This window comes from Streptomyces hawaiiensis, assembly GCF_004803895.1.
GTDB classification, from domain to species: domain Bacteria; phylum Actinomycetota; class Actinomycetes; order Streptomycetales; family Streptomycetaceae; genus Streptomyces; species Streptomyces hawaiiensis.
Genome location: NZ_CP021978.1, coordinates 6189138 through 6210042 on the forward strand (window position 1 = coordinate 6189138; position 20905 = coordinate 6210042).

The window sequence follows — 20905 nt, forward strand, 5'->3', positions numbered from 1 at the left end:
ACTTGCGTCTCACTCTGTGAAACGCAAGTTCAATTTTCCGTGGAACGCGCCACCCTGGAATCACGAAGTCACAACGGCCCGTGACGTAAGGGCCTGGTGGTGTGTGCCCGGAATCAGGGGTACGGGCACCGCCTCCTCAAGATCTCTAGTTGGGTCGGCGGATCGTCGCCGTCCGGAGGGAAAAGCGATGGGTAGGACACTCGCGGAGAAAGTCTGGGACGACCATGTCGTCCGGCGCGCGGAGGGCGAGCCCGACCTTCTCTTCATCGATCTGCACCTGCTGCACGAGGTGACCAGCCCGCAGGCCTTCGACGGCCTCCGCAAGAGCGGCCGCGGCGTGCGGCGTCTGGACCTCACCATCGCCACCGAGGACCACAACACCCCGACCCTCGACATCGACAAGCCGATCGCGGATCCGGTCTCCCGGGTGCAGCTGGAGACGCTGCGCAAGAACGCCGCCGACTTCGGTGTGCGTCTGCACCCGCTGGGCGACGTCGAGCAGGGCGTCGTGCACGTCGTCGGCCCGCAGCTGGGCCTGACCCAGCCCGGCATGACCGTGGTCTGCGGCGACTCCCACACCTCCACGCACGGCGCCTTCGGCGCGCTGGCGTTCGGCATCGGCACCTCCCAGGTGGAACACGTGCTGGCCACCCAGACGCTGCCGATGTCCCGCCCGAAGACCATGGCGATCACGGTCGACGGTGAACTGCCCGAGGGCGTCACCGCCAAGGACCTGATCCTGGCGATCATCGCGAAGATCGGCACGGGCGGCGGCCAGGGCTACGTCCTGGAGTACCGCGGCGAGGCCATCGAGAAGCTCTCGATGGAAGCCCGCATGACCATCTGCAACATGTCGATCGAAGCCGGCGCCCGCGCGGGCATGATCGCCCCGGACGAGACCACCTTCGACTACCTCAAGGGCCGCCCGCACGCCCCCGAGGGCGAGGACTGGGACGCGGCCGTCGCGTACTGGAAGACGCTCAGGACGGACGAGGACGCCGAGTTCGACGCCGAGGTCGTCATCGACGCCTCCGGACTGTCGCCGTTCGTCACCTGGGGTACCAACCCGGGCCAGGGCGCACCGCTTTCGGCGTCCGTCCCCGATCCCGCTTCGTACGAAGACGCATCGGAGCGCTACGCCGCGGAAAAGGCCCTGGAGTACATGGGGTTGGAGGCCGGGCAGCCGCTGCGCTCCATCAAGGTGGACACCGTCTTCGTAGGCTCGTGCACCAACGGCCGCATCGAGGACCTGCGCGCCGCCGCCGAGCTGATCAAGGACCGCAAAGTCGCCGACGGCGTACGGATGCTGGTCGTCCCGGGCTCCGCGCGCGTCGGTCTGCAGGCCGTTTCCGAGGGGCTGGACGTCGTCTTCAAGGAGGCCGGCGCCGAGTGGCGGCACGCGGGCTGCTCGATGTGCCTGGGCATGAACCCCGACCAGCTGGCCCCGGGTGAGCGCTCCGCGTCCACCTCCAACCGCAACTTCGAGGGCCGGCAGGGCAAGGGCGGCCGCACCCACCTGGTGTCTCCGCAGGTCGCCGCCGCCACCGCCGTCCTGGGCCACCTGGCCTCCCCGGCCGACCTGTCCGCCGCCGACGCCCCCACGCCCGCTGGAGTCTGATCACCCATGGAAGCCTTCACCACCCACACCGGCCGGGCCGTCCCGCTGCGCCGCAGCAACGTCGACACCGACCAGATCATCCCCGCCCACTGGCTCAAGAAGGTCACGCGCGACGGGTTCGAGGACGGGCTGTTCGAGGCCTGGCGCAAGGATGAGTCCTTCATCCTCAACCAGCCCGAGCGGCAGGGCGCGACCGTCCTGGTCGCCGGCCCCGACTTCGGCACCGGCTCCTCCCGTGAGCACGCCGTCTGGGCGCTGCAGAACTACGGCTTCAAGGCCGTGATCTCCTCCCGCTTCGCCGACATCTTCCGCGGCAACTCGCTCAAGAACGGCCTGCTCACGGTCGTGTCGGAGCAGAAGACCGTGGACGCGCTGTGGGAGCTCACCGAGAAGGACCCGCAGGCCGAGATCACCGTCGACCTGGAGAGCCGCGAGGTGCGCGCCGAGGGCATCACCGCCTCCTTCGAGCTGGACGAGAACTCCCGCTGGCGGCTGCTGAACGGCCTCGACGACATCTCGATCACCCTGCAGAACGAGGCGGACATCTCCGCGTACGAGGCGAAGCGCCCGGCGTTCAAACCGCGGACGCTCCCGGTCTGACCCCGGGCACGGTCCGCCGCCCTGGAACAAGGCGACTTTCGGCCACTGCAACACCCCCTCTGTACCCCCGATCAGCCCGATCGGGGGTACAGCTGTGTCTGCACCCGAACGGCCCTGCCCACCCGCTGTTCAGCTGCCAACTTCCCGCGTTATGCCGGTGGTTGCCGGGGTAGCCGAGGGGTACAGCCGTGACTTCCACGTGTGCTCGGAAGGCCGCTTGAGGCGACAGTTGTCCCCTGCGCAGGCGACAACTCGCCCCAGATGGCACAATCTGTGCATGGAACACGACGGCCAACTCGAGCTCTATGCGGCAGTCGCGGACCAACTCAAGGAAGCGCACACAAGGGTGCGCGCACTGCAAGTCCCGGAGGGCGTACGGATGGCGCTGACCCGGAAGCTGCTGGTCATTACGGCCGCGGCCAAGCACGATCTCGCCGACGCGGCAAGGCGGCTGGAGCGGTTCACCGCGGACCTCGACGAGGGGCGAATCCCCGACGAGGAACGCTGAACCCCTCGACACCGTCGAGTTCGTTGCGGCACAAGGGTGATAAGCCCGTTTCGTGTTTGATTTGCGGTATATATCTGCCTAACGTGCGAAAAAGCTTGAACACTTTCGTTCTGGCGATGTCTCCGAAGGGGAAGACGTGAACAAGGCGCAGCTCGTAGAAGCGATTGCCGACAAGATGGGCGGCCGCCAGCAAGCCGCCGATGCTGTCGACCATGTACTGGACGCCATCGTCCGCGCGGTCGTCTCGGGTGAGCGGGTCTCGGTCACCGGCTTCGGTTCGTTCGAGAAGGTCGACCGTCCGGCCCGGTACGCCCGTAACCCCCAGACGGGCGAGCGGGTTCGGGTCAAGAAGACCTCCGTTCCGCGCTTCCGCGCTGGTCAGGGCTTCAAGGACCTGGTCAGCGGCTCGAAGAAGCTGCCGCGCGGCGGCGAGGTCTCCGTCAAGAAGGCGCCGAAGGGCAGCCTGACCGGCGGTGCCGGCGCGACGGTCAAGAAGGCCGCCGCCAAGAAGGCGACCACGAAGTCGGCCGCCGCGAAGAAGACCACCGCCAAGAAGACGACGGCGAAGAAGGCCACCACGAAGACCGCGGCCGCGAAGAAGACCACGGCGAAGAAGGCGCCCGCCAAGAAGACCACGGCGACGTCCAAGACCACCGCCGCGAAGAAGACCACCGCGAAGAAGGCCCCGGCGAAGAAGGCCACGGCCAAGAAGGCGCCGGCCAAGAAGTCGACGGCGCGCAAAACCACCGCCAAGAAGACCACTGCCCGCAAGAAGTAAGGGCGCCGGGGTACTCACGCGCCGGGCCGGACTCCGCACGGAGTCCGGCCCGCGGCGTGTTCAGCATGTGGTCACAGGGTCTGCAGGGTCACCAGAGTGATCCGGAGCGCGTCCTTCGCACCCTCCACCTCGATACGGACCCGCTGGCCCGGGCGCAGCAGCCTGAGGCCCCCCGCGTCGAACGCGGCCGCGTCGAAGGGCACCGGGGTGCCGTCGTCCAGAAGCACCTGCCCGCTGCGGCTTTCGGGGTCGTACGTGTACGCGGTCGCCTGCATGGGCCGCAGCCTACTGCCCGGGTATCAGCAACCGCGCGGCGGCCGCGGCCGTATGAGGGCCGACCCCCAGGGCCAGCGCGCTGCGCAGGTCGTCGCCGGTGTCCACGTCCTGGCGTACGGAATCCACCGCGGCGAGGGGCAGTTCCACGGCGCCGGAGGCGCGGTGCCGGGCCCGGGAATCCGTACCGAAGGCCGGGCGCAATTCGCGGCCCGGGGCGGCGGCCAGCAGAGTCGTGCCGATTGCGGCCGCGTCCGGGAGAAATGCACGCGGGAATTCAGCGGCGGCGTCGAGTACCCGGGACAATTCCGTGGGGCGCAGGGCCGGCAGATCCGCGTTGAGTGCGGCAACCGCGCGGGCCGGGCGGGCGGACCGTACGACCCGCGTCGCGTGTGCGAGGGCGGCGTTGAGGCCGCCGCCCGGCTCGTCGGGGATGATCGCGGCGCCCAGTGCGGTCAGCTCACGGCCCGCGCGGGCGTCGCCCGTGACGACTGCCACATCCCCTACCGCCGGGCAGGCCAGCGCGGCCGCCACCGTGTCCTGGGCGAAGGCCAGCGCCAGGTCCGGCCGCAGCCCGTCGTCCGCGGTGTCCGCAAGCCTGCTCTTGGCCTGGGCCAGGGGTTTCAGGGGTACGACCAGGGTCCACTGCACGGGTGTTCCGTCCTCCTCTTGTCGCGGTCATTGTCACCCGGGGCATCGGGTGGGCGAGGTGCCGGGGCGTACGGTGTTCTCGACAGACCGGCGGGCTGGGGCGACACTTGTGCGGCCCCCCGTGGCCCCCGCTTCAGGCCCTAGAGGAAGGTGTCCGCGTGCCCCGCCGCAGAATCGGCTTCTGGTACCGCTTGGCCGCGGTGATCTGCAAACCGCCGCTGGTGGTTCTGCTCAGGCGGGACTGGCGTGGAATGGAGCACATTCCGGCCGAGGGTGGATTTATCACCGCGGTGAACCACAATTCGCACATCGACCCCTTCGCTTACGCGCACTTTCAGTACAACACCGGGCGGGTCCCGCGATTCCTCGCGAAGAGCGGGCTTTTCAAGAAGGGATTCGTCGGCGCCGCGATGCGGGGCACCGGGCAGATCCCCGTCTACCGCGAGAGCACGGACGCGCTGAGCGCCTTCCGGGCCGCGATCGAGGCCGTGGACCGCGGGGAATGCGTCGCCTTCTATCCCGAGGGCACCCTCACCCGCGACCCGGACGGCTGGCCCATGACCGGCAAGACCGGGGCCGCGCGGGTCGCCCTGCAGACGAAGTGCCCGGTGATCCCCGTCGCCCAGTGGGGCTGCAACGAGTTGCTGCCGCCGTACGCGAAGAAGCCGCATCTGCTGCCGCGCAAGACGCACCGCGTGCTCGCCGGGCCGCCGGTGGACCTCGCGCGGTTCTACGACCGGGAGATGACCGCGGACCTGCTGAAGGAGGCCACGGAGGTCATCATGGCCGCTGTGACCGCCCAGCTGGAGCTGATCCGCGGCGAGAAGGCGCCCGAGACGCCGTACGACCCGCGCCGGGAGCGGATCGAGCAGCGGCGCCGCACGCAGACGCAGACGCATCAGAAGTCCGGGCAGACCGTGCAGGAAGAGGGGCTGGGTAAGTGAGCAAGCCGGTCAAGGCGGCGGTACTGAGCGCCGGTTCGTGGGGTACGGCCTTCGGCATGGTGCTCGCCGACGCGGGGTGCGAGGTCACCCTGTGGGGGCGCCGCCCGGAGGTCGTGGAGGCGATCAACTCCACGCGAACCAATCCCGACTACTTCCCGGGCGTCGAGCTCCCGGAGAACGTGCGGGCCACCACGGATCCGGCCGAAGCCGCGGCGGACGCCGACTTCACGGTCCTGTCGGTGCCCTCGCAGACCCTGCGCGGCAACCTCGCCGAGTGGAGCCCGCTCCTCGCCCCCGGCACGGTCCTGGTGTCGCTGATGAAGGGCGTCGAACTCGGCTCCGCGATGCGGATGAGCGAGGTCATCGACGACGTCGCCAAGGTCGGCCCGGACCGGATCGCCGTGGTGACGGGGCCCAACCTGGCCCGGGAGATCGCCGCGCGGATGCCGGCCGCGGCCGTGGTCGCCTGCACCGACGAGGCCGTCGCCCAGCGGCTCCAGGCCGCCTGCCACACGCCGTACTTCCGCCCGTACACCAATACGGACGTGGTGGGTTGCGAACTGGGCGGAGCAGTGAAGAACGTCATCGGCCTCGCCGTGGGCATCGCGGACGGCATGGGCCTCGGCGACAACGCCAAGGGTTCGCTCATCACCCGTGGTCTCGCCGAGACGACCCGGCTCGGCATGGCGCTCGGCGCCGACCCGCTGACCTTCTCCGGACTCGCCGGCCTGGGCGACCTGGTGGCCACCTGCTCCTCGCCGCTGTCGCGCAACCACACCTTCGGCACCAACCTCGGCAAGGGCATGACCCTGCAGGAGACCATCGCGGTCACCAAGCAGACCGCTGAGGGCGTCAAGTCCTGCGAGTCGGTGCTGGATCTGGCCCGCCGGCACGGCGTCGACATGCCGATCACGGAGACGGTCGTCGACATCGTGCACGAGGGCAAGCCCCCGGTGGTGGCCCTCAAAGAGCTGATGTCGCGCAGCGCAAAGCCGGAACGACGCTGAGCGACGCGACGCCGACGGCGCTTACTACCGGACCTACCAACGGGTACCCTCAACGCGATATGAGCACCGAGAACCTCCCCCAGAGCCCCGAGCAGCCGCCTCGCAAGCCGCGTGTGGCCGTCGTGTTCGGCGGGCGCAGCTCCGAACACGGGATCTCCGTGGTCACCGCCGGCGCCGTCCTCAAGGCCATCGACCGGACGAAGTACGACGTCCTGCCGATCGGCATCACCCAGGACGGGCGTTGGGCGCTCACGGCGGACGAACCGGAGCGGATGGCGATCGTCGACCGGCGCCCGCCGAGCGTCGACGCCCTCGCCGAGTCCGCCGAGGGCGCGGTGATCCTCCCGGTCGACCCCGCCAACCGCGAAGTCGTCTACAGCGAGCCGGGATCGGTTCCCAAGGCGCTCGGCGAGGTCGACGTGGTCTTCCCGGTGCTGCACGGTCCGTACGGCGAGGACGGCACTCTCCAGGGCCTCCTGGAGCTCTCCGGAGTCCCCTACGTGGGTTCGGGTGTGCTCGCCTCGGCCGTGGGCCAGGACAAGGAGTACATGAAGCGGGTGTTCACCTCCTTCGGGCTGAAGGTGGGCCCGTACGTGGTGATCCGGCCGCGCGAGTGGGAGCGCGGCGATGCCGCCGCCCGCAAGAAGATCGTGGACTTCGCCGGTGAGCACGGCTGGCCGCTGTTCGTGAAGCCCTCGCGCGCCGGTTCCTCCATCGGCATCACCAAGGTCGACGACCTCTCAGGCCTCGACGAGGCGATCGCCGAGGCCCGGCGGCACGACCCGAAGATCCTCGTGGAGGCCGCCCTGCGCGGCCGCGAGATCGAGTGCGGCGTCCTGGAGTTCGAGGACGGCCCCCGCGCCTCCCTGCCCGCGGAGATCCCCCCGCCCGAGGCGCAGGCGTACTACGACTTCGAGGCCAAGTACATCGACTCCACGCCCGGCATCGTCCCGGCGCCGCTGACGCCCGAGGAGACGGCCGAGGTGCAGCGCCTTGCGGTCGACGCCTTCGAGGCGGCGTCCTGCGAGGGCCTGGTCCGCGCGGACTTCTTCCTCACCGACGACGGCGAGTTCGTGATCAACGAGATCAACACGATGCCCGGCTTCACGCCCATCTCGATGTACCCGCAGATGTGGCAGGCGAGCGGGGTCGGCTACCCCGAGCTGATCGACCGGCTGGTGCGGGCGGCCCTGCGGCGCTCGACGGGCCTGCGCTGAATCGACCCGCAAGGGGCGCGGGGAACTGCGCGATCAGCCACGAACGGCCCGCGGACTCAGGGCGGGAGCACTGGCGCGGCGCTCAGGAGGCGATCCCCTCGGGGATCGCCTTCTTCACGGCCGAGGCCAGATCGATCAGCACACTCGAGCTGTCCACGCCCTGCGGCGCCCGGACCTCGACGTACGCCTCCCGGTTGGCGGTGGTGAACCGGTACCCGCCGCCGTCCTGCTCCTCCATCAGCCAGTCGACGCCGTTCACACCGCCGGCGACCGCGTCCGGATCCCGCCCGTCCGCGACCTTCGGGTCGATCATCTTGGGCGGCTGCGGCACACCGCAGCGAAGTATGATCGCCGGGCTGCCCCAGCCCGCCGTCAGCGCCGACGCGGGTTCGGGATCCTCGCGGCGCTCACCGTCCACCTTCGCGGGCAGTACCTTGTCCAGGTTCCGACACAGTTCCGCGACCTTCGCGTCCGGACTGGGAACCGCCGCCGACGCGCTGTCGTCTGCTGAGGAGCAGCCCGCGACAGTGATCAACAGCGCGACAGCGGGCAGGCGGAACACGCGGAAGACACAACGGTGCCGGTGACGGAAAGAGTTCACCGGCACAGGGTAGACGGGGGCTACAGATGGACGACCGGGCAGGTCAGGGTGCGGGTGATGCCGTCCACCTGCTGGACCTTGGCGACCACCATGCGACCGAGATCGTCGACGGTGTCGGCCTGGGCCCGCACGATCACGTCGTACGGTCCCGTCACGTCCTCGGCCTGGATGACCCCAGGGATCTTGCTGATCGTCTCGGCGACGGTCGACGCCTTGCCGACCTCCGTCTGGATCAGGATGTACGCCTGTACCACGGAACCTCCAGGGCGGCCACGAGGATCATGTGGGGAAAAGGAACGCCACGGTATCGCGTCGCCGCTCGCCGCGGGGAGACCTGCGGGGACCGGGTCTTGCGCGCCGGGGTGCAGGTCCGGCAGAACTTGACGGTCACCTCGACCGTAGCGAGGGCTGAGATGCCTCGCGACCGGGCACGGACAGGGACAGAAGGGGAGAAAGGGCAATGAAGGGCACTGTTGGTGAGCTCGGTGAGTTCGGGCTCATCAGGGAGCTCACCTCCCGTCTGACCACCACCCCGGCGGTCCGGGTAGGCCCCGGCGACGACGCCGCCGTGGTGGCGGCGCCCGACCGCAGGGTCGTGGCGAGCACGGACATCCTGGTGGAGGGCCGGCACTTCCGGCGGGACTGGTCGACGGCCTACGACGTGGGCCGCAAGGCGGCCGCGCAGAACCTCGCCGACATCGCCGCCATGGGCGCCGTACCGACCGCGCTGCTGCTCGGCCTGGTCGTCCCGGCCGAACTGCCGGTGACCTGGCCGAGCGAGCTGATGGACGGCCTGCGCGACGAATGCCAGGTGGCGGGCGCCGCCGTGGTCGGCGGTGATGTCGTACGCGGCGACTCGATCATGGTGTCGATCACCGCGCTCGGCGACCTGCGTAACCAGGAGCCGGTGACGCGGGCGGGCGCCCAGCCGGGCGACCTCGTCGCCGTGACCGGCTGGCTGGGCTGGTCGGCGGCCGGGTTCGCGGTGCTGTCCCGGGGGTTCCGCTCGCCGCGGGCGTTCGTGGAGGCTCACCGACGGCCCGAACCGCCGTACCACGCGGGTCCCGCCGCCGCCGGGCTCGGGGCAACCGCGATGTGCGACGTGAGCGACGGGCTGATCGCGGACCTCGGGCACATCGCCGAGGCCAGCAAGGTGCGCATCGACATCCGCTCCGGGGCGATCGACATCCCGTCCCAGATGAACGACATCGGGCAGGCCGTCGGGGTCGACCCCATGCAGTGGGTGCTGACCGGGGGAGAGGACCACGCGATCGTGGCGACGTTCCCGCCGGACGTGAAGCTGCCCGCCCGCTGGAAGGTCATCGGCGAGGTCCTCAACCCCTCGGCGCTGCCCCAGGTGACGGTCGACGGGGCGCCGTGGACCAGCAAGGGCGGCTGGGACCACTTCGGGGACATAGAGTCATGATCCCCAACGTCCTCACGGTGGCGGGCTCCGACTCCGGCGGCGGCGCGGGCATCCAGGCCGACCTCAAGACGATGCTCGCGCTCGGCGTGCACGGCATGAGCGTCGTCACGGCGGTGACCGCGCAGAACTCCCTCGGCGTGCAGGGGGCTTGGGAACTGCCCGTGGAGGCCGTGCGCGCCCAGTACCGCAGCGTCGTCGACGACATCGGCGTCCAGGCGGTCAAGACCGGGATGCTGGCCTCCGCGGAACTGGTGGAGGCGGTCGCCGAGTTGATCAGGGGCACGGACGCCCCGGCGGTCGTCGACCCGGTGGGCGTCTCGAAGCACGGCGACGCCCTGCTCGCCGCCTCCGCCCTGGACTCCGTCCGTACGAAGCTGCTGCCGGCGGCGACGGTCGCCACACCGAACCTCGACGAGGTGGCCCAGATCACGGGCGTACGGGTCGAGTCGGAGCGGGAGATGCGGGAGGCGGCGGCGGCCGTCCTCGCGTACGGGCCGCGCTGGGTGCTGATCAAGGGCGGACACCTGCCCGGGGACGCCGTCGATCTGCTCACCGACGGCTCCGAGGAGCACTGGCTGCGGGCGCCGAGGCATGACAACCGCCACACCCACGGCACCGGCTGCACGCTCGCCTCCGCGATCGCCGCCCAGCTCGCGAAGGGGCGGTCCGTGCCGGAGGCGGTGGCGGCGGCGAAGCAGTACGTCACGGGGGCCGTCGCGGCCGGGTTCGCGCTCGGTGGGGGAATCGGGCCCGTGGATCACGGCTGGCGCTTCCGGGCCGGTCCCGCGCGCTGATGTCCAGGCACGGCAAAGAGCCGGCCCACCAGAGGTGGGCCGGCTTTGCAGCGAACCAGCAGTGGCCGCGCGCTAGCTGAGCGTCAGCGCGAGACCTTGCCGGCCTTGATGCACGAGGTGCAAGCGTTCACGCGCTTCGGCGTCCCGCCCACCACGGTACGCACACGCTGGATGTTCGGGTTCCAGCGACGGGGCGTACGGCGGTGCGAGTGCGAGATGTTGTTGCCGAAGCCCGGCCCCTTGCCGCAGACGTCGCAGTTGGCAGCCACGGGTCACTCCAAAGACTTCAGATGCACTTACGGTTGATCCCGGCAGGCCGGGATCAAGATTCTCGGGCTTTGAGGAGCCGGTCGAAATCTGAGTGGCGTTGCCAGGGAGAAGGCCCGATCAGATCGGGCAACCGGAGCAGCATACAACGGCTGCACCCGTGCAACGAAACTACCATGGCAGCTCAGGGGCCCGGTCCCCTCCCTCTTCCGGTGAACACCGCCCCGGGGTCTACGCTGCGTGCCACGTCCGGCAGCTCAGGGAGGCGTGGTGGCGCAGGTGCCGCAGACATTCTTCGATGCTCTCGCGGTGCGCACCTGGTGCGGTCTCGCGCTCGGCACACTGGGGCGGGCGCGTGAGGAAATCGACGCGATCAACGTCTATCCGGTCGCGGACGGGGACACCGGCACGAATCTGTATCTGACCGTGGAGTCGGCCGTCGCGGCCGTCGAGGCGGTCTTCGCCGGGCACGCGGCCGGGTCCGGCCCGGACGGGCCGACGCTCGCCGACGCCGCGCGGGCGATGGCGCACGGGGCGCTCATCGGCGCCCGCGGGAACTCCGGGACGATCCTCGCCCAGCTGCTGCGCGGCATGGCCCAGGTACTGGCCGACGACGACACCGCCCAGGCCGACGGCCGGGGCCTGCGGCTCGCCCTGCGGCACGCGGCCGACTCCGCCCGCCGGGCCGTCGCCCACCCCGTCGAGGGCACCGTCCTCACGGTCGCCTCGGCCGCCGCCGACGCCGCGGACGGAGCGGAGGGCGACTGCGGGGCCGTGGCCCGGGCGGCCTACGACGGAGCCCGCACGGCCCTCGCCGCGACCCCGGGCCAGCTGCCCGTCCTGGAACGCGCCGGGGTGGTCGACGCCGGCGGACGAGGGCTGGTCGCGGTGCTCGGGGCGCTGGTGGAGACGTTCACGGGGGAGAGGACACGGGAGGGGGTGGCCGGCAGCGCGTGCACCGGCCCCTCCGGGGGCCCCCGCGCGCGCGTGGGCCCCGCGGCAGGCCCCGTGCCGGTCGACGGCGTCCTGGACGAGTGCGCCGACAGCGCCGCCGCCGTGCCGGACCAGGACGGGCCGGCCTTCGAGGTGATCTACCTCCTGGAGGCCGAGGACCGGGCCGTGGAGCGGCTGCGGGAGCGGCTCGACGCCCTCGGGGACTCCCTCGTGGTGGTCGGCGGCGACGGGCTGTGGAACGTCCACGTCCATGTGGACGACGCGGGCGCCGCCGTCGAGGCCGGCATCGAGGCCGGGCGGCCCCACCGGATCCGCATCACGCACTTCGGCGCTGACGACGTCCACGCCACCGGAGCCGAGCGACCGCCCCGGGAACGCGCCCAGCGGGCCGTCGTGGCCGTCGTGCCCGGCGAGGGCCTGGCCGGGCTGTACACCGAGGCCGGCGCGACGACCGTGCTCGCACGCCCCGGGGAGCCGCCCGCGAGCGGCGAGCTCGTCCAGGCCGTACGGCGGGCCCACGCGCGCGAGGTCGTGCTGCTGCCCAACGACGCCGACCTGCGCCACACCGCCGCGGCCGCCGCCGAGCAGGTCCGCACGGAGGGCATCCGCGTGGCCCTGATCCCGACCCGCTCGGCGGTCCAGGGCATCGCGGCACTGGCCGTGCACGAGCCGGATCGCCGTTTCGACGAGGACGTCGTGTCCATGACCTCTGCCGCCGGGGCCACCCGCTACGCCGAGGTCGCCGTCGCCGAACGCCAGTCCTGGACCATGGCCGGCATCTGCCAGGCCGGCGACGTCCTGGGACTGATCGACGGGGACGTGGCCGTGATCGGCTCGGACATCGCGGTGACCGCCGAGACCGTTCTGGACCGCATGCTCTCGGCCGGGGGCGAGATGGTCACCCTGGTCCTCGGCGACGACGTCCCCGACACCGTCGCCGAGCATCTGGAGGGCCGGGTCCGCGAGGGATACCTCGCCGTCGACACGGTCGTGTACCGGGGCGGACGGCAGGGGGCCCTGCTCCTCATCGGCGTGGAGTAGGGCCGGGCCTCAGTCCCGCCGCTCCGTCAGGAGCTGCAACAGCTGCTGCGCCTCCGCCCGGCGGGCCCGCACCGTCTCGCCCTCACCGTCCCCGTGACCCGTCTCCGCGCCGGCGTGTCCGTCGTACGCCGCCAGCACCGCACGCGCGCGTGCCACCGCGTCGGCGGGCCGGCCCAGGTCCGCCTCCAGCCGGCCCGCGGCGAGTTCCGCGCCGGTGCGGCTGTGCAGGGCGCCGTCCCCGAGGGAGGCGAACACCGTGGCCGAACGCACCACTTGGGCCAGTGCCTCCTCGAACACCTCGGCGACCGAGGCGGCTTCGGCGTCCTCCGGGGCGGAGCGGGCCAGCAGGTCACCGAACTGCTGGTGGGTCTGGCCGAGTTCGGCGACGAGCTGTTGCCGGGACTCCTCGTCGGACGCTGCCTCCAGCGCCGCCTCGCACTCCCGCACCGCGTCCGCCATCAGGCCGCGTGCCTCTCCCAGCCCGTCCTCCGCGCGGAGCGCCAGCCAGGCGCGGGCGCGCAGGGAGCGGATCAGGCCGTGGACGTTGCCGAGTTCGCGCCACAGGTCGCCCGCGCGTGCGTAGGCCCGGTCCGCCTCGGCGGGCAGTCCGGCCTGCCCGAGGGACTCGCCGGCCAGGTGGGCGAGGGTCGCGTGGTCGTGCTGCTCGGGCCAGTGCCGGGCGATCTCGGCGGCCCGCAGGCGCCGTTCGGCGGCCGCGCGGTGCTCGCCCAGCTCGCTCAGGCAGTCGCCGAGCCACCACTGCGTCTGCACCACCGCTCCGTCGCCGTGCGTCTCGGCGGTCAGGTCGGGCAGCGCCGACTCCAGCACCTCCGCGGCCTCGGCCCACCGCCCCTGCCGCAGCAGGAACCCGCCGAGCTGCTGTCGCGCCCAGGCACCCAGCGTCGCCGACTCGCCCGCCTCGTCCGCCCAGTGGGCGGCCTCCAGGGCGTGCCGGGCGGCCTCCGCGGCCTCGCCCCGGCCGCCGACGACCTCGGCGAGCTGAAGGTGCAGCTGGGCCCGTCCGGGCGCCTCCAGCTGCGATCCACCGTGCTCCAGGGCCGCCCGCAGCGCCCGTTCCGCCTCCGCCATGTCGCCGAGGTGGTGGGCCAGGGAGGCCAGCCGGGCCTCGTACTCCACCGCGAACCAGGGCAGCCCCGCCGCGACGAACGCCGCCGCGCCCCGTGCGAACAGCTCCGCGGCCGTCCCCAGATCCCCGGCCAGCCCCGCCAGCTCCCCGAGCATCGCCTGAGCCTCGGCGACCCGCGCGGTCAGCCGTACGTCCTTCCCGGTCCGGCCGTCGACGAGCGCGAGGACCTCCCGGACGGCGGCCTCGGCCTCGGCGAGAGCAGCCGCGTCGCCCTCGGCGCCATGCGCCCGGCGCGTCAGGATCCGCGCCCGGCTCATCACGACGGACGCCGTCTGCCGTATCCCGGTGCCGTCCGCGGCGTACAGCGCGAGGATCTCGTCGTACGGGCCGGTCACCGCCGCGACGGCGCCGTCCACGTCGCCGGCGAGCGCGCGGACGTACGCCCCACGCGCGCGTGCCGCCAGGGCCTCGCCCGGGTCGCCCGCCTCCGTGTAGAGGCCGGCGGCCCGTTCGAAGAGCTCGGTGCCCTCGGGGCCGAGGGACATCGCCTCGTGGTCGGCCATCTCGGCGCGGTCGCGCGGATCCAGCTCGGCGCCCTTTGCGGCCTCGGCGGCCACCGCCCACGCCTCCACGGCGCCCGGCATCAGGGCGTCCGACAGCCGCCGCGCCTCGTCCAGCAGGGCGGGCAGGTCCGGCTGCCCGGTGCCGGAGGCCTTCGAGGCCACGACCGCCGGGGGAGCGGACGGCGGCACCGGCCGTACCGACCGCACCCCCAGCGGCAGCCGCTCCGCGAGCGGTTGCCGCGCCATACGCGCGCGTGCCCGCTCGCCCACATGCGTCGTGCCGTTGCGTTCGTCGAAGCGCGCCGCCAGGGCGAGGGCCTCCCCGCGCGCGTGCGTGGCGAGTTCGCGGGCGGTCCACTCCCGGCCGGCCGGGCCCGGCACCTGCCGGTCGCCCAGTCCGAGCCCGGTCAGGCGGTCCATGAGCAGGGCCACCACGCTCATGAAGTCCAGCTTGCTCTGCGGATGCCCGTCGTCCGTGAAGTACGCCGGCCGCTCCGCGAGCAGCTCCAGGCCCCGCGCCTCGTTGCCGGTGAGCGCGCAGAACTCCACGTGCTCCGCGTACGCGCCACGCATGCTCTCCATCGCCCGGACGAGCCGCAATCCCCGCAGATGGCTGGACCGGGCTTCTTCCTCGCGCCCCAGCCGCAGCAGTGGCACCAAGGAGGACGCGAGGGCCGTGTGCGGCTCGTGAGCGCAGGCGTACTCACCCTCCAGCACCGGCCGCCACAGCTCCAGCGCCTGCGCGTCCCGGCCCTGCTCCGCCTGCCACCAGCCCTGCCCGTGCAGCTCGCAGGCGTGGCAGTCGGCCATGGTGTCCCGGTCGGCGGCCAGCCACGCGGCGTACGCCCGCTCGGCCCGCGTCACGTCCCCGACATGCGCGGCCACACTGTGCTCGGCGCTGCGCACGGCCCGCTCGGAGTGCCCGGCGAGCCGGTAACGGTGCTCCATCTCGCCGAGCCACTTCTCGATCGAGGCGAGCGGGATGTGCGGCTGGTCGAGCATGCCCGCCGAGACCCATTTGAAGACCCAGTGCAGCGAGTGCGTCTCGTACGCGTCGAAGTCCTCGGGCCGCTCGTCCCACATGCGCAGCAGGCGCGCGAAGGGAACGAACATCTTCCCCTTCTCCGAGCTGTAGTTGTAGACCTTCAGCTGGTGGCCGAGCGCCTCGATCACGGCGAGCGGAACGTCCAGCTTCTCGGCCGCCGTCAGCAGCTCCTCCGCGCGCGCGTTGCGGGCCGGCCCCTCCGGCTGCCCGGAGTTCTCCGCCATCGCCTCGCGCAGGGCGTCGAAGTCCGTGATCTCCCTCATGCCTGACCGTCCTCGCTGTGCGTGGCCCACTCCAGGAGGCCGATGAACGCGCGGTTGAGCAGCGCGGAGTCGGCGGGCCTGAGCGGGCGCTGCGCCATCAGCAGGGCCTGCCCGTACAGCGACTCCGTCGCGGTGCCGATCAGCTCCGGGTCGGGCAGCGAGCTGATCCGCCGGACCAGTGGGTTGAGGTGGTTGAGCACCAGACGCGCGCGGGGAGCACTGCCCCGCAGGGAGCCAAGGATCCCCGCCCACAGATCGTCGGCCTGTGCCTCCGCGTCCGCCCGGGCCCGCTCGTGCCGGACGTCCCGGTCGTCGAGGTGCAGCGCGGGCACGGAGAGCGGGTGGAAGGCCCGCAGCACGACGTCACAGCCCAGCGGGTCGAGCCGGGCCCGAGCGGCCGCCAGGAAACCGGACAGGGCCAGCTCCTCGGCGGGGTCGACGGCGTCCAGATGCGCGGTCACCGTCTCCGCATCCAGCTCGGCGACCACGGTCCCCGGGCGTACCGAGGGCAGCGCCTCCACCAGCTCGCTGTCATACGTGTAGCCGCCGTTGATCACGCCGATGCCCTGTGCGGACGCGATCGGTGCGACCTGCCGGTACTCCTCGACGGTCCGCGTGAAGTGCACCACCGGGTGCCGCTGCGCGAACTCCTCCAGGGACAGCCGCCCGTCGGTCGTCTCGAACGGCAGCCACGGCAGCATCGTGCGCAGCATCTCCCGGTCGTGCCGGGCCAGGGACTTCACGCCCAGGTGGTGCACCGACAGGAACGCCGCCAGCCGCTCCGGATCACCGGCCGCCATGCCCGTCAGCCAGGCCCGGATCCGCTCCCCCAGCGCCTCCCGCACACCGGCCAGCGTCTCGTCCTCGTACAGCGACTCGCGCGACGCCGTGGGCCGCAGACTGTCCGTGTCGAGCACGCACCGCACGAAGAACGCCCAGTCGGGCAGCAGCTGTTCGGCCCGCTCGGTCAGCAGCATGCCCTTCAGGTGCACCCGGTGACCCGCGCGCTGGGCCGGGCTCACCGCCGACGGCAGCACATACGCCACCCCGCGGATGCCGGCCAGCGGCACGGACAGGTCGATCGTGTCCAGCGGGGTGAAGCCGAACAGGTCGTGGCAGTGCCGGGCGAGGGCGACACGGCGGGCCGCCGGGCCCGGATACGGACGGTCCCAGGGCGCCGGAAGGTCGGTGACCGCCTCGTCGCCGACCCGGACGTCGTACGGCAGCAGCGACCCGAAATCCCGGGCCAACGCCTCGACCCGCTCGGGCGAGAGCCACTCCGCGACCCCCGCCCGGGCCACCAGATGCACGGTGGTGCCCGGTTCGGGCCGCTCGGCGTCCGGCAGCTCTCGCACGGTGTACGAACCGTCGTCGGACGCCGTCCACTCCACCGGCGGCGCCCCGGGCGTACGGGCACTGCGGCTGACCACCCGGATCCGCTCGGCGACGACGAAGCAGGCCAGCAGTCCGATGCCGAACTGCCCGAGGAAGTCGGACCGGGCCTCCTCGAGCCCCTCGGCGCGCTTCGAACTGCGCCCGATGGTGGCCAGCAGGCTGTGCACGTCCGCCTCGGTGAGTCCCACGCCGGTGTCCTCGACCCGCAAGGCACCGCCCTCCGCATGGATCCGCACCCGGGCGGGGGCGCCGGGCTCGTCCGCACGTCTGGCTGTGATGGCGTCCACGGCGTTCTGCAGCAGCTCGCGCAGATACACCCTGGGACTGGAGTAGAGGTGGTGGGAGAGCAGGTCCACCAGACCACGCAGGTCGACCTGGAACGTATGAGGTGGCGGGGGCGAAGGGGAGGGCTGGGATGCCTGTGAGGTCTGGGAGTCCATCTTCACGGCGCCGGTGGGGGACTCGCGACGGCGCGGGGTCGGGCGGTCCCGGTGGGGCGGTGACCGCGAAAGAGGGCCGGGAGCGCGTCATCCTAAGGCCCGAACCAGCCGCCTGACCAGGGGCTTCCGGGATCTTTACGGCGGCCCGGCCGCGGCCTGGGAGCCATTGTCAGTGGCGTGGTGTGCAATGGATCTCGTGCCCGCACTGGAAGAACCCCTGCGCCAACCGCTGAAGTCGGTGCTCGGCCCCGCCACCGCGAAGGTGATGGCCGAGCATCTCGGCCTGCTCACCGTCGGCGACCTCCTCCACCACTACCCGCGCAGATACGAGGAGCGCGGCCAGCTCACCCACCTCGCCGACCTCCCCATGGACGAGCACGTCACGGTGGTCGCCCAGGTCGCGGACGCCCGCCTGCACTCGTTCGCCTCCGCCAAGGCCCCGCGCGGCAAGGGCCAGCGCCTGGAGGTCACGATCACGGACGGCAGCGGCCGGCTCCAACTGGTCTTCTTCGGCGCAGGCGTCCACAAGCCCCACAAGGAACTTCTGCCGGGCACACGCGCGATGTTCGCGGGCAAGGTCTCCGTCTTCAACCGCCGCCTCCAACTCGCGCATCCGGCCTACGAGTTGCTGCGCGGCGACCCGGAGGAGTCCGTCGAGACCTGGGCGGGCGCCCTGATCCCGATCTACCCCGCCACCGCCAAGCTGGAGTCCTGGAAGATCGGCAAGGCGATCCAGACGGTCCTGCCCACGGCCCAGGAGGCCGTCGACCCGCTCCCGGACGGCCTGCGCCTGGGCCGCGGCCTGGTCCCGCTCCCCGAAGCCCTCCTCAAGATCCACCGCCCGCACACCAAGGCGGACATCGAGGACGCCCGCTCCCGCCTCAAGTGGGACGAGGCCTTCGTCCTCCAGGTGGCCCTGGCCCGCCGCCGCCACGCTGACGCCCAACTCCCCGCCGTCCCCCGCAAACCCGCCCCCGACGGGCTCCTCACCGCCTTCGACGCCCGCCTCCCCTTCACGCTCACCGACGGCCAGCAGCGCGTCTCCCGGGAGATCTTCGACGACCTGGCCACCGACCACCCGATGCACCGGCTGCTGCAAGGGGAGGTGGGATCGGGCAAGGCCCAGCCCCTCGACTCGCTGGTCCTCACCCCCACAGGCTTTCGCCGCATGGGCGATCTGCGGGTCGGTCAGGAGGTGGTGGTGCCGGAGGGGGAGATCGCGCTGATCGACGGTGTCTTCCCGCAGGGAGAGCGCGACGTGTGGCGCCTCGTCCTGTCCGACGGGAGTTCCGTCGAGTGCGATGACGAGCACCTCTGGATCGTCGGTACCGGTCGCGGGTGGCACCGCGGCCAGGCACCCGAGGTCAGGACGACGCGGGAGATCCGTCTCGACACCCTCAAGGCCGACGGTTCCCCGAAGTGGTACATCCCTGCGGCCAGGCCGGTCGATCTGGGCGGCGACGCCGGACTGCCCCTCGACCCGTACCTGCTCGGTGCGCTGCTGGGAGACGGCTCGTTCCGGCACGACCTCCGGCTCTCCACCATCGACGAGGAGATCCATGACGCGGTGGCAGCGGCAGTGGCGCCCTACTGCCGGCTGGTACCGGTGACGGGAGGAGGACGCCACCACACGATCCAGCTCGTGGAGCGGACCGGAGGTGTGCGGAACCCCGTCATCCAGGCTCTGCGTGGACTGGGCCTGTGGGGAGCGGCGTCCCACGCCACATTCGTCCCGGACGATTTCAAGAACGCGTCGATCAAGGACCGTCTCGCCCTGCTGCAAGGGCTCATGGACACGGACGGCACGGTCCACACCGACGACAGGGGCATCTCCCTGCGCTCTGCTTCACACCGGCTCGCGGAGGACGTCGCCTGGCTCGTACGTTCGCTCGGCGGGCGCGCACGGGTGCTCCCGGAGCAGGCCGCCTACACCGTGTCCGTGGCCCTGCCTGACGAGTACGCCCCGTTCCGGCTCACCCGCAAGGCCGAGCGCCTCCGTTCGCGGCCGAAGGACAACACGTTCCGACGTGGCATCCGGGCCGTGGAGTACGTGGGCCGCAAGCCCGTGCAGTGCATCAGCGTGGCCCACCCGAGCCGTGCGTATGTCACGGACAACTTCACGGTCACCCACAACACCATGGTCGCCCTGCGCGCCATGCTCGCCACCGTCGATGCCGGGGGCCAGGCCGCCATGCTCGCGCCCACCGAAGTGCTCGCGCAGCAGCACCACCGGTCCATCGTCGAGATGATGGGCGAGCTGGCCGAGGGCGGCATGCTGGGCGGGGCCGAGCAGGCCACCAAGGTGGTGCTGCTCACCGGTTCCATGGGGACGGCCGCCCGGCGCCACGCCCTGCTCGACCTCACCACCGGCGAAGCCGGCATCGTCATCGGCACGCACGCGCTGATCGAGGACAAGGTGCAGTTCCACGACCTGGGCCTGGTCGTGGTCGACGAACAGCACCGCTTCGGCGTCGAGCAGCGCGACGCCCTGCGCGGCAAGGGCAAACAGCCCCCGCACCTGCTGGTCATGACGGCCACACCCATCCCGCGCACGGTCGCCATGACCGTCTTCGGCGACCTGGAGACCTCCGTCCTCGACCAGCTGCCGGCCGGCCGCTCGCCGATCGCCAGCCATGTGGTCCCGGCCGCCGACAAGCCCCACTTCCTGTCCCGCGCGTGGGAAAGGGTCCGCGAGGAGGTGGAGAACGGCCACCAGGCGTACGTCGTCTGCCCCCGCATCGGTGACGAGGAGGACGATGCCAAGAAGTCCGGCAAGAAGAAGCCGCCGGAGTCCCCGGAGGACGCCGCGGAGAAGCGCCCGCCCCTCGCCGTCCTCGACGTCGCCGAGCACCTGTCCAAGGGCCCCCTCCAGGGCCTGCGGGTCGAAGTCCTGCACGGCAGGATGCACCCCGACGACAAGGACGCAGCCATGCGCCGCTTCGCCGCCGGCGACACCGACGTCCTGGTCGCCACGACGGTCATCGAGGTCGGCGTCAACGTCCCCAACGCCACCGCCATGGTGATCATGGACGCCGACCGTTTCGGCGTCTCCCAGCTCCACCAGCTGCGCGGCCGCGTCGGCCGTGGCTCGGCACCCGGCCTGTGCCTCCTGGTCTCCGAGATGCCCGAGGCGAGCGCGGCCCGCCAGCGCCTCAACGCGGTCGCCTCCACGCTCGACGGCTTCGAACTCTCCCGCATCGACCTCGAACAACGCCGTGAGGGCGACGTCCTGGGCCAGGCCCAGTCGGGGGCCCGCACCAGCCTCAGAATGCTCGCGGTCATCGAGGACGAGGAGATCATCGCGGAGGCGAGGGAGGAGGCGACAGCCGTCGTGGCGGCCGACCCGGAGCTGACCGGCCTTCCCGGCCTGCGCACGGCTCTGGGCGCCCTTCTGGACGAGGAGAGAGAGCAGTACTTGGACAAGGGGTGAGGA

At 71.7% G+C, this 20905-nt stretch carries 18 protein-coding genes; 11 read left to right on the forward strand and 7 right to left on the reverse strand.

What is annotated here, in order from left to right:
- The first annotated feature begins 187 nt into the window (after positions 1–187).
- The 4 genes from leuC (at position 188) to CEB94_RS28710 (ending at position 3504) form a co-directional block, all read left to right on the forward strand.
- Positions 188–1618, forward strand: coding sequence for a 3-isopropylmalate dehydratase large subunit (gene leuC, locus CEB94_RS28695; protein WP_175434927.1), 1431 nt, complete (start codon positions 188–190; stop codon positions 1616–1618).
- Between the two features lie 6 nt (positions 1619–1624).
- Positions 1625–2218 carry a 3-isopropylmalate dehydratase small subunit gene (gene leuD, locus CEB94_RS28700; protein WP_175434928.1) on the forward strand — a complete coding sequence of 198 codons (594 nt, stop codon included), beginning with the start codon at positions 1625–1627 and terminating at the stop codon, positions 2216–2218.
- A 277-nt stretch (positions 2219–2495) separates the two neighbouring features.
- On the forward strand, positions 2496–2726 hold the full coding sequence (locus tag CEB94_RS28705; RefSeq protein ID WP_031138093.1) for an SCO5555 family protein: 231 nt from the start codon (positions 2496–2498) through the stop codon (positions 2724–2726).
- A gap of 136 nt (positions 2727–2862) precedes the next feature.
- On the forward strand, positions 2863–3504 hold the full coding sequence (locus CEB94_RS28710) for an HU family DNA-binding protein (protein WP_030851950.1): 642 nt from the start codon (positions 2863–2865) through the stop codon (positions 3502–3504).
- Positions 3505–3575: 71 nt separating this feature from the next.
- Here the strand turns inward: CEB94_RS28710 and CEB94_RS28715 are convergent, their stop codons facing one another.
- Positions 3576–3779: a hypothetical protein gene (locus CEB94_RS28715; protein ID WP_031138097.1), complete on the reverse strand. Its 204-nt coding sequence runs from the start codon at positions 3777–3779 to the stop codon at positions 3576–3578.
- 10 nt (positions 3780–3789) lie between these two features.
- Positions 3790–4428, reverse strand: coding sequence for a 2-phospho-L-lactate guanylyltransferase (gene cofC, locus CEB94_RS28720; RefSeq protein ID WP_175434929.1), 639 nt, complete (start codon positions 4426–4428; stop codon positions 3790–3792).
- 158 nt (positions 4429–4586) lie between these two features.
- Here cofC and CEB94_RS28725 point away from each other — a divergent pair, with 158 nt between their 5' ends.
- From CEB94_RS28725 to CEB94_RS28735, 3 genes are read left to right on the forward strand one after another with little or no spacing between them, the layout of a single operon-like run.
- Positions 4587–5372, forward strand: a complete 786-nt coding sequence (locus CEB94_RS28725; protein WP_175434930.1) for a lysophospholipid acyltransferase family protein — start codon at positions 4587–4589, stop codon at positions 5370–5372.
- Positions 5369–6379: an NAD(P)H-dependent glycerol-3-phosphate dehydrogenase gene (locus tag CEB94_RS28730; RefSeq protein ID WP_175434931.1), complete on the forward strand. Its 1011-nt coding sequence runs from the start codon at positions 5369–5371 to the stop codon at positions 6377–6379. Before CEB94_RS28725 ends, CEB94_RS28730 begins: the two co-directional genes overlap by 4 nt.
- A gap of 59 nt (positions 6380–6438) precedes the next feature.
- Positions 6439–7596 carry a D-alanine--D-alanine ligase family protein gene (locus CEB94_RS28735; protein WP_175434932.1) on the forward strand — a complete coding sequence of 386 codons (1158 nt, stop codon included), beginning with the start codon at positions 6439–6441 and terminating at the stop codon, positions 7594–7596.
- Positions 7597–7678: 82 nt separating this feature from the next.
- Here CEB94_RS28735 and CEB94_RS28740 read toward each other — a convergent pair whose 3' ends face one another.
- Together CEB94_RS28740 and CEB94_RS28745 are read right to left on the reverse strand one after the other, a co-directional pair.
- Complete coding sequence (locus CEB94_RS28740) at positions 7679–8197, reverse strand: DUF3515 domain-containing protein (RefSeq protein WP_246111940.1); 519 nt, start codon at positions 8195–8197, stop codon at positions 7679–7681.
- A 20-nt stretch (positions 8198–8217) separates the two neighbouring features.
- Positions 8218–8451: an Lrp/AsnC family transcriptional regulator gene (locus CEB94_RS28745; protein WP_003997603.1), complete on the reverse strand. Its 234-nt coding sequence runs from the start codon at positions 8449–8451 to the stop codon at positions 8218–8220.
- A gap of 206 nt (positions 8452–8657) precedes the next feature.
- On the opposite strand from CEB94_RS28745, the gene CEB94_RS28750 reads away from it, so the two are divergent.
- Positions 8658–9623 carry a thiamine-phosphate kinase gene (locus tag CEB94_RS28750; protein WP_175434933.1) on the forward strand — a complete coding sequence of 322 codons (966 nt, stop codon included), beginning with the start codon at positions 8658–8660 and terminating at the stop codon, positions 9621–9623.
- A complete protein-coding gene (thiD, locus tag CEB94_RS28755; RefSeq protein WP_175434934.1) occupies positions 9620–10417 on the forward strand; it encodes a bifunctional hydroxymethylpyrimidine kinase/phosphomethylpyrimidine kinase in 798 nt (265 codons plus the stop codon). The genes CEB94_RS28750 and thiD overlap by 4 nt, the downstream gene beginning before the upstream one ends.
- A gap of 83 nt (positions 10418–10500) precedes the next feature.
- On the opposite strand, the gene rpmB is transcribed toward thiD, so the two are convergent.
- Positions 10501–10686: a 50S ribosomal protein L28 gene (gene rpmB, locus CEB94_RS28760; protein WP_004924906.1), complete on the reverse strand. Its 186-nt coding sequence runs from the start codon at positions 10684–10686 to the stop codon at positions 10501–10503.
- 268 nt (positions 10687–10954) lie between these two features.
- On the opposite strand from rpmB, the gene CEB94_RS28765 reads away from it, so the two are divergent.
- Positions 10955–12679 (forward strand): DAK2 domain-containing protein, encoded by a 1725-nt coding sequence (locus CEB94_RS28765; protein ID WP_175434935.1) that lies wholly within the window; start codon positions 10955–10957, stop codon positions 12677–12679.
- A gap of 9 nt (positions 12680–12688) precedes the next feature.
- Here the strand turns inward: CEB94_RS28765 and CEB94_RS28770 are convergent, their stop codons facing one another.
- Positions 12689–15637 carry a tetratricopeptide repeat protein gene (locus CEB94_RS28770; RefSeq protein ID WP_175434936.1) on the reverse strand — a complete coding sequence of 983 codons (2949 nt, stop codon included), beginning with the start codon at positions 15635–15637 and terminating at the stop codon, positions 12689–12691.
- Positions 15634–17472 carry an HSP90 family protein gene (locus tag CEB94_RS28775; protein WP_175434937.1) on the reverse strand — a complete coding sequence of 613 codons (1839 nt, stop codon included), beginning with the start codon at positions 17470–17472 and terminating at the stop codon, positions 15634–15636. The genes CEB94_RS28770 and CEB94_RS28775 overlap by 4 nt, the downstream gene beginning before the upstream one ends.
- A 187-nt stretch (positions 17473–17659) precedes the next feature.
- On the opposite strand from CEB94_RS28775, the gene CEB94_RS28780 reads away from it, so the two are divergent.
- Entirely contained in the window at positions 17660–20902 is a 3243-nt protein-coding gene (locus tag CEB94_RS28780) for a helicase-related protein (RefSeq protein ID WP_175434938.1), read from the forward strand.
- The last annotated feature ends 3 nt before the right edge of the window (positions 20903–20905 follow it).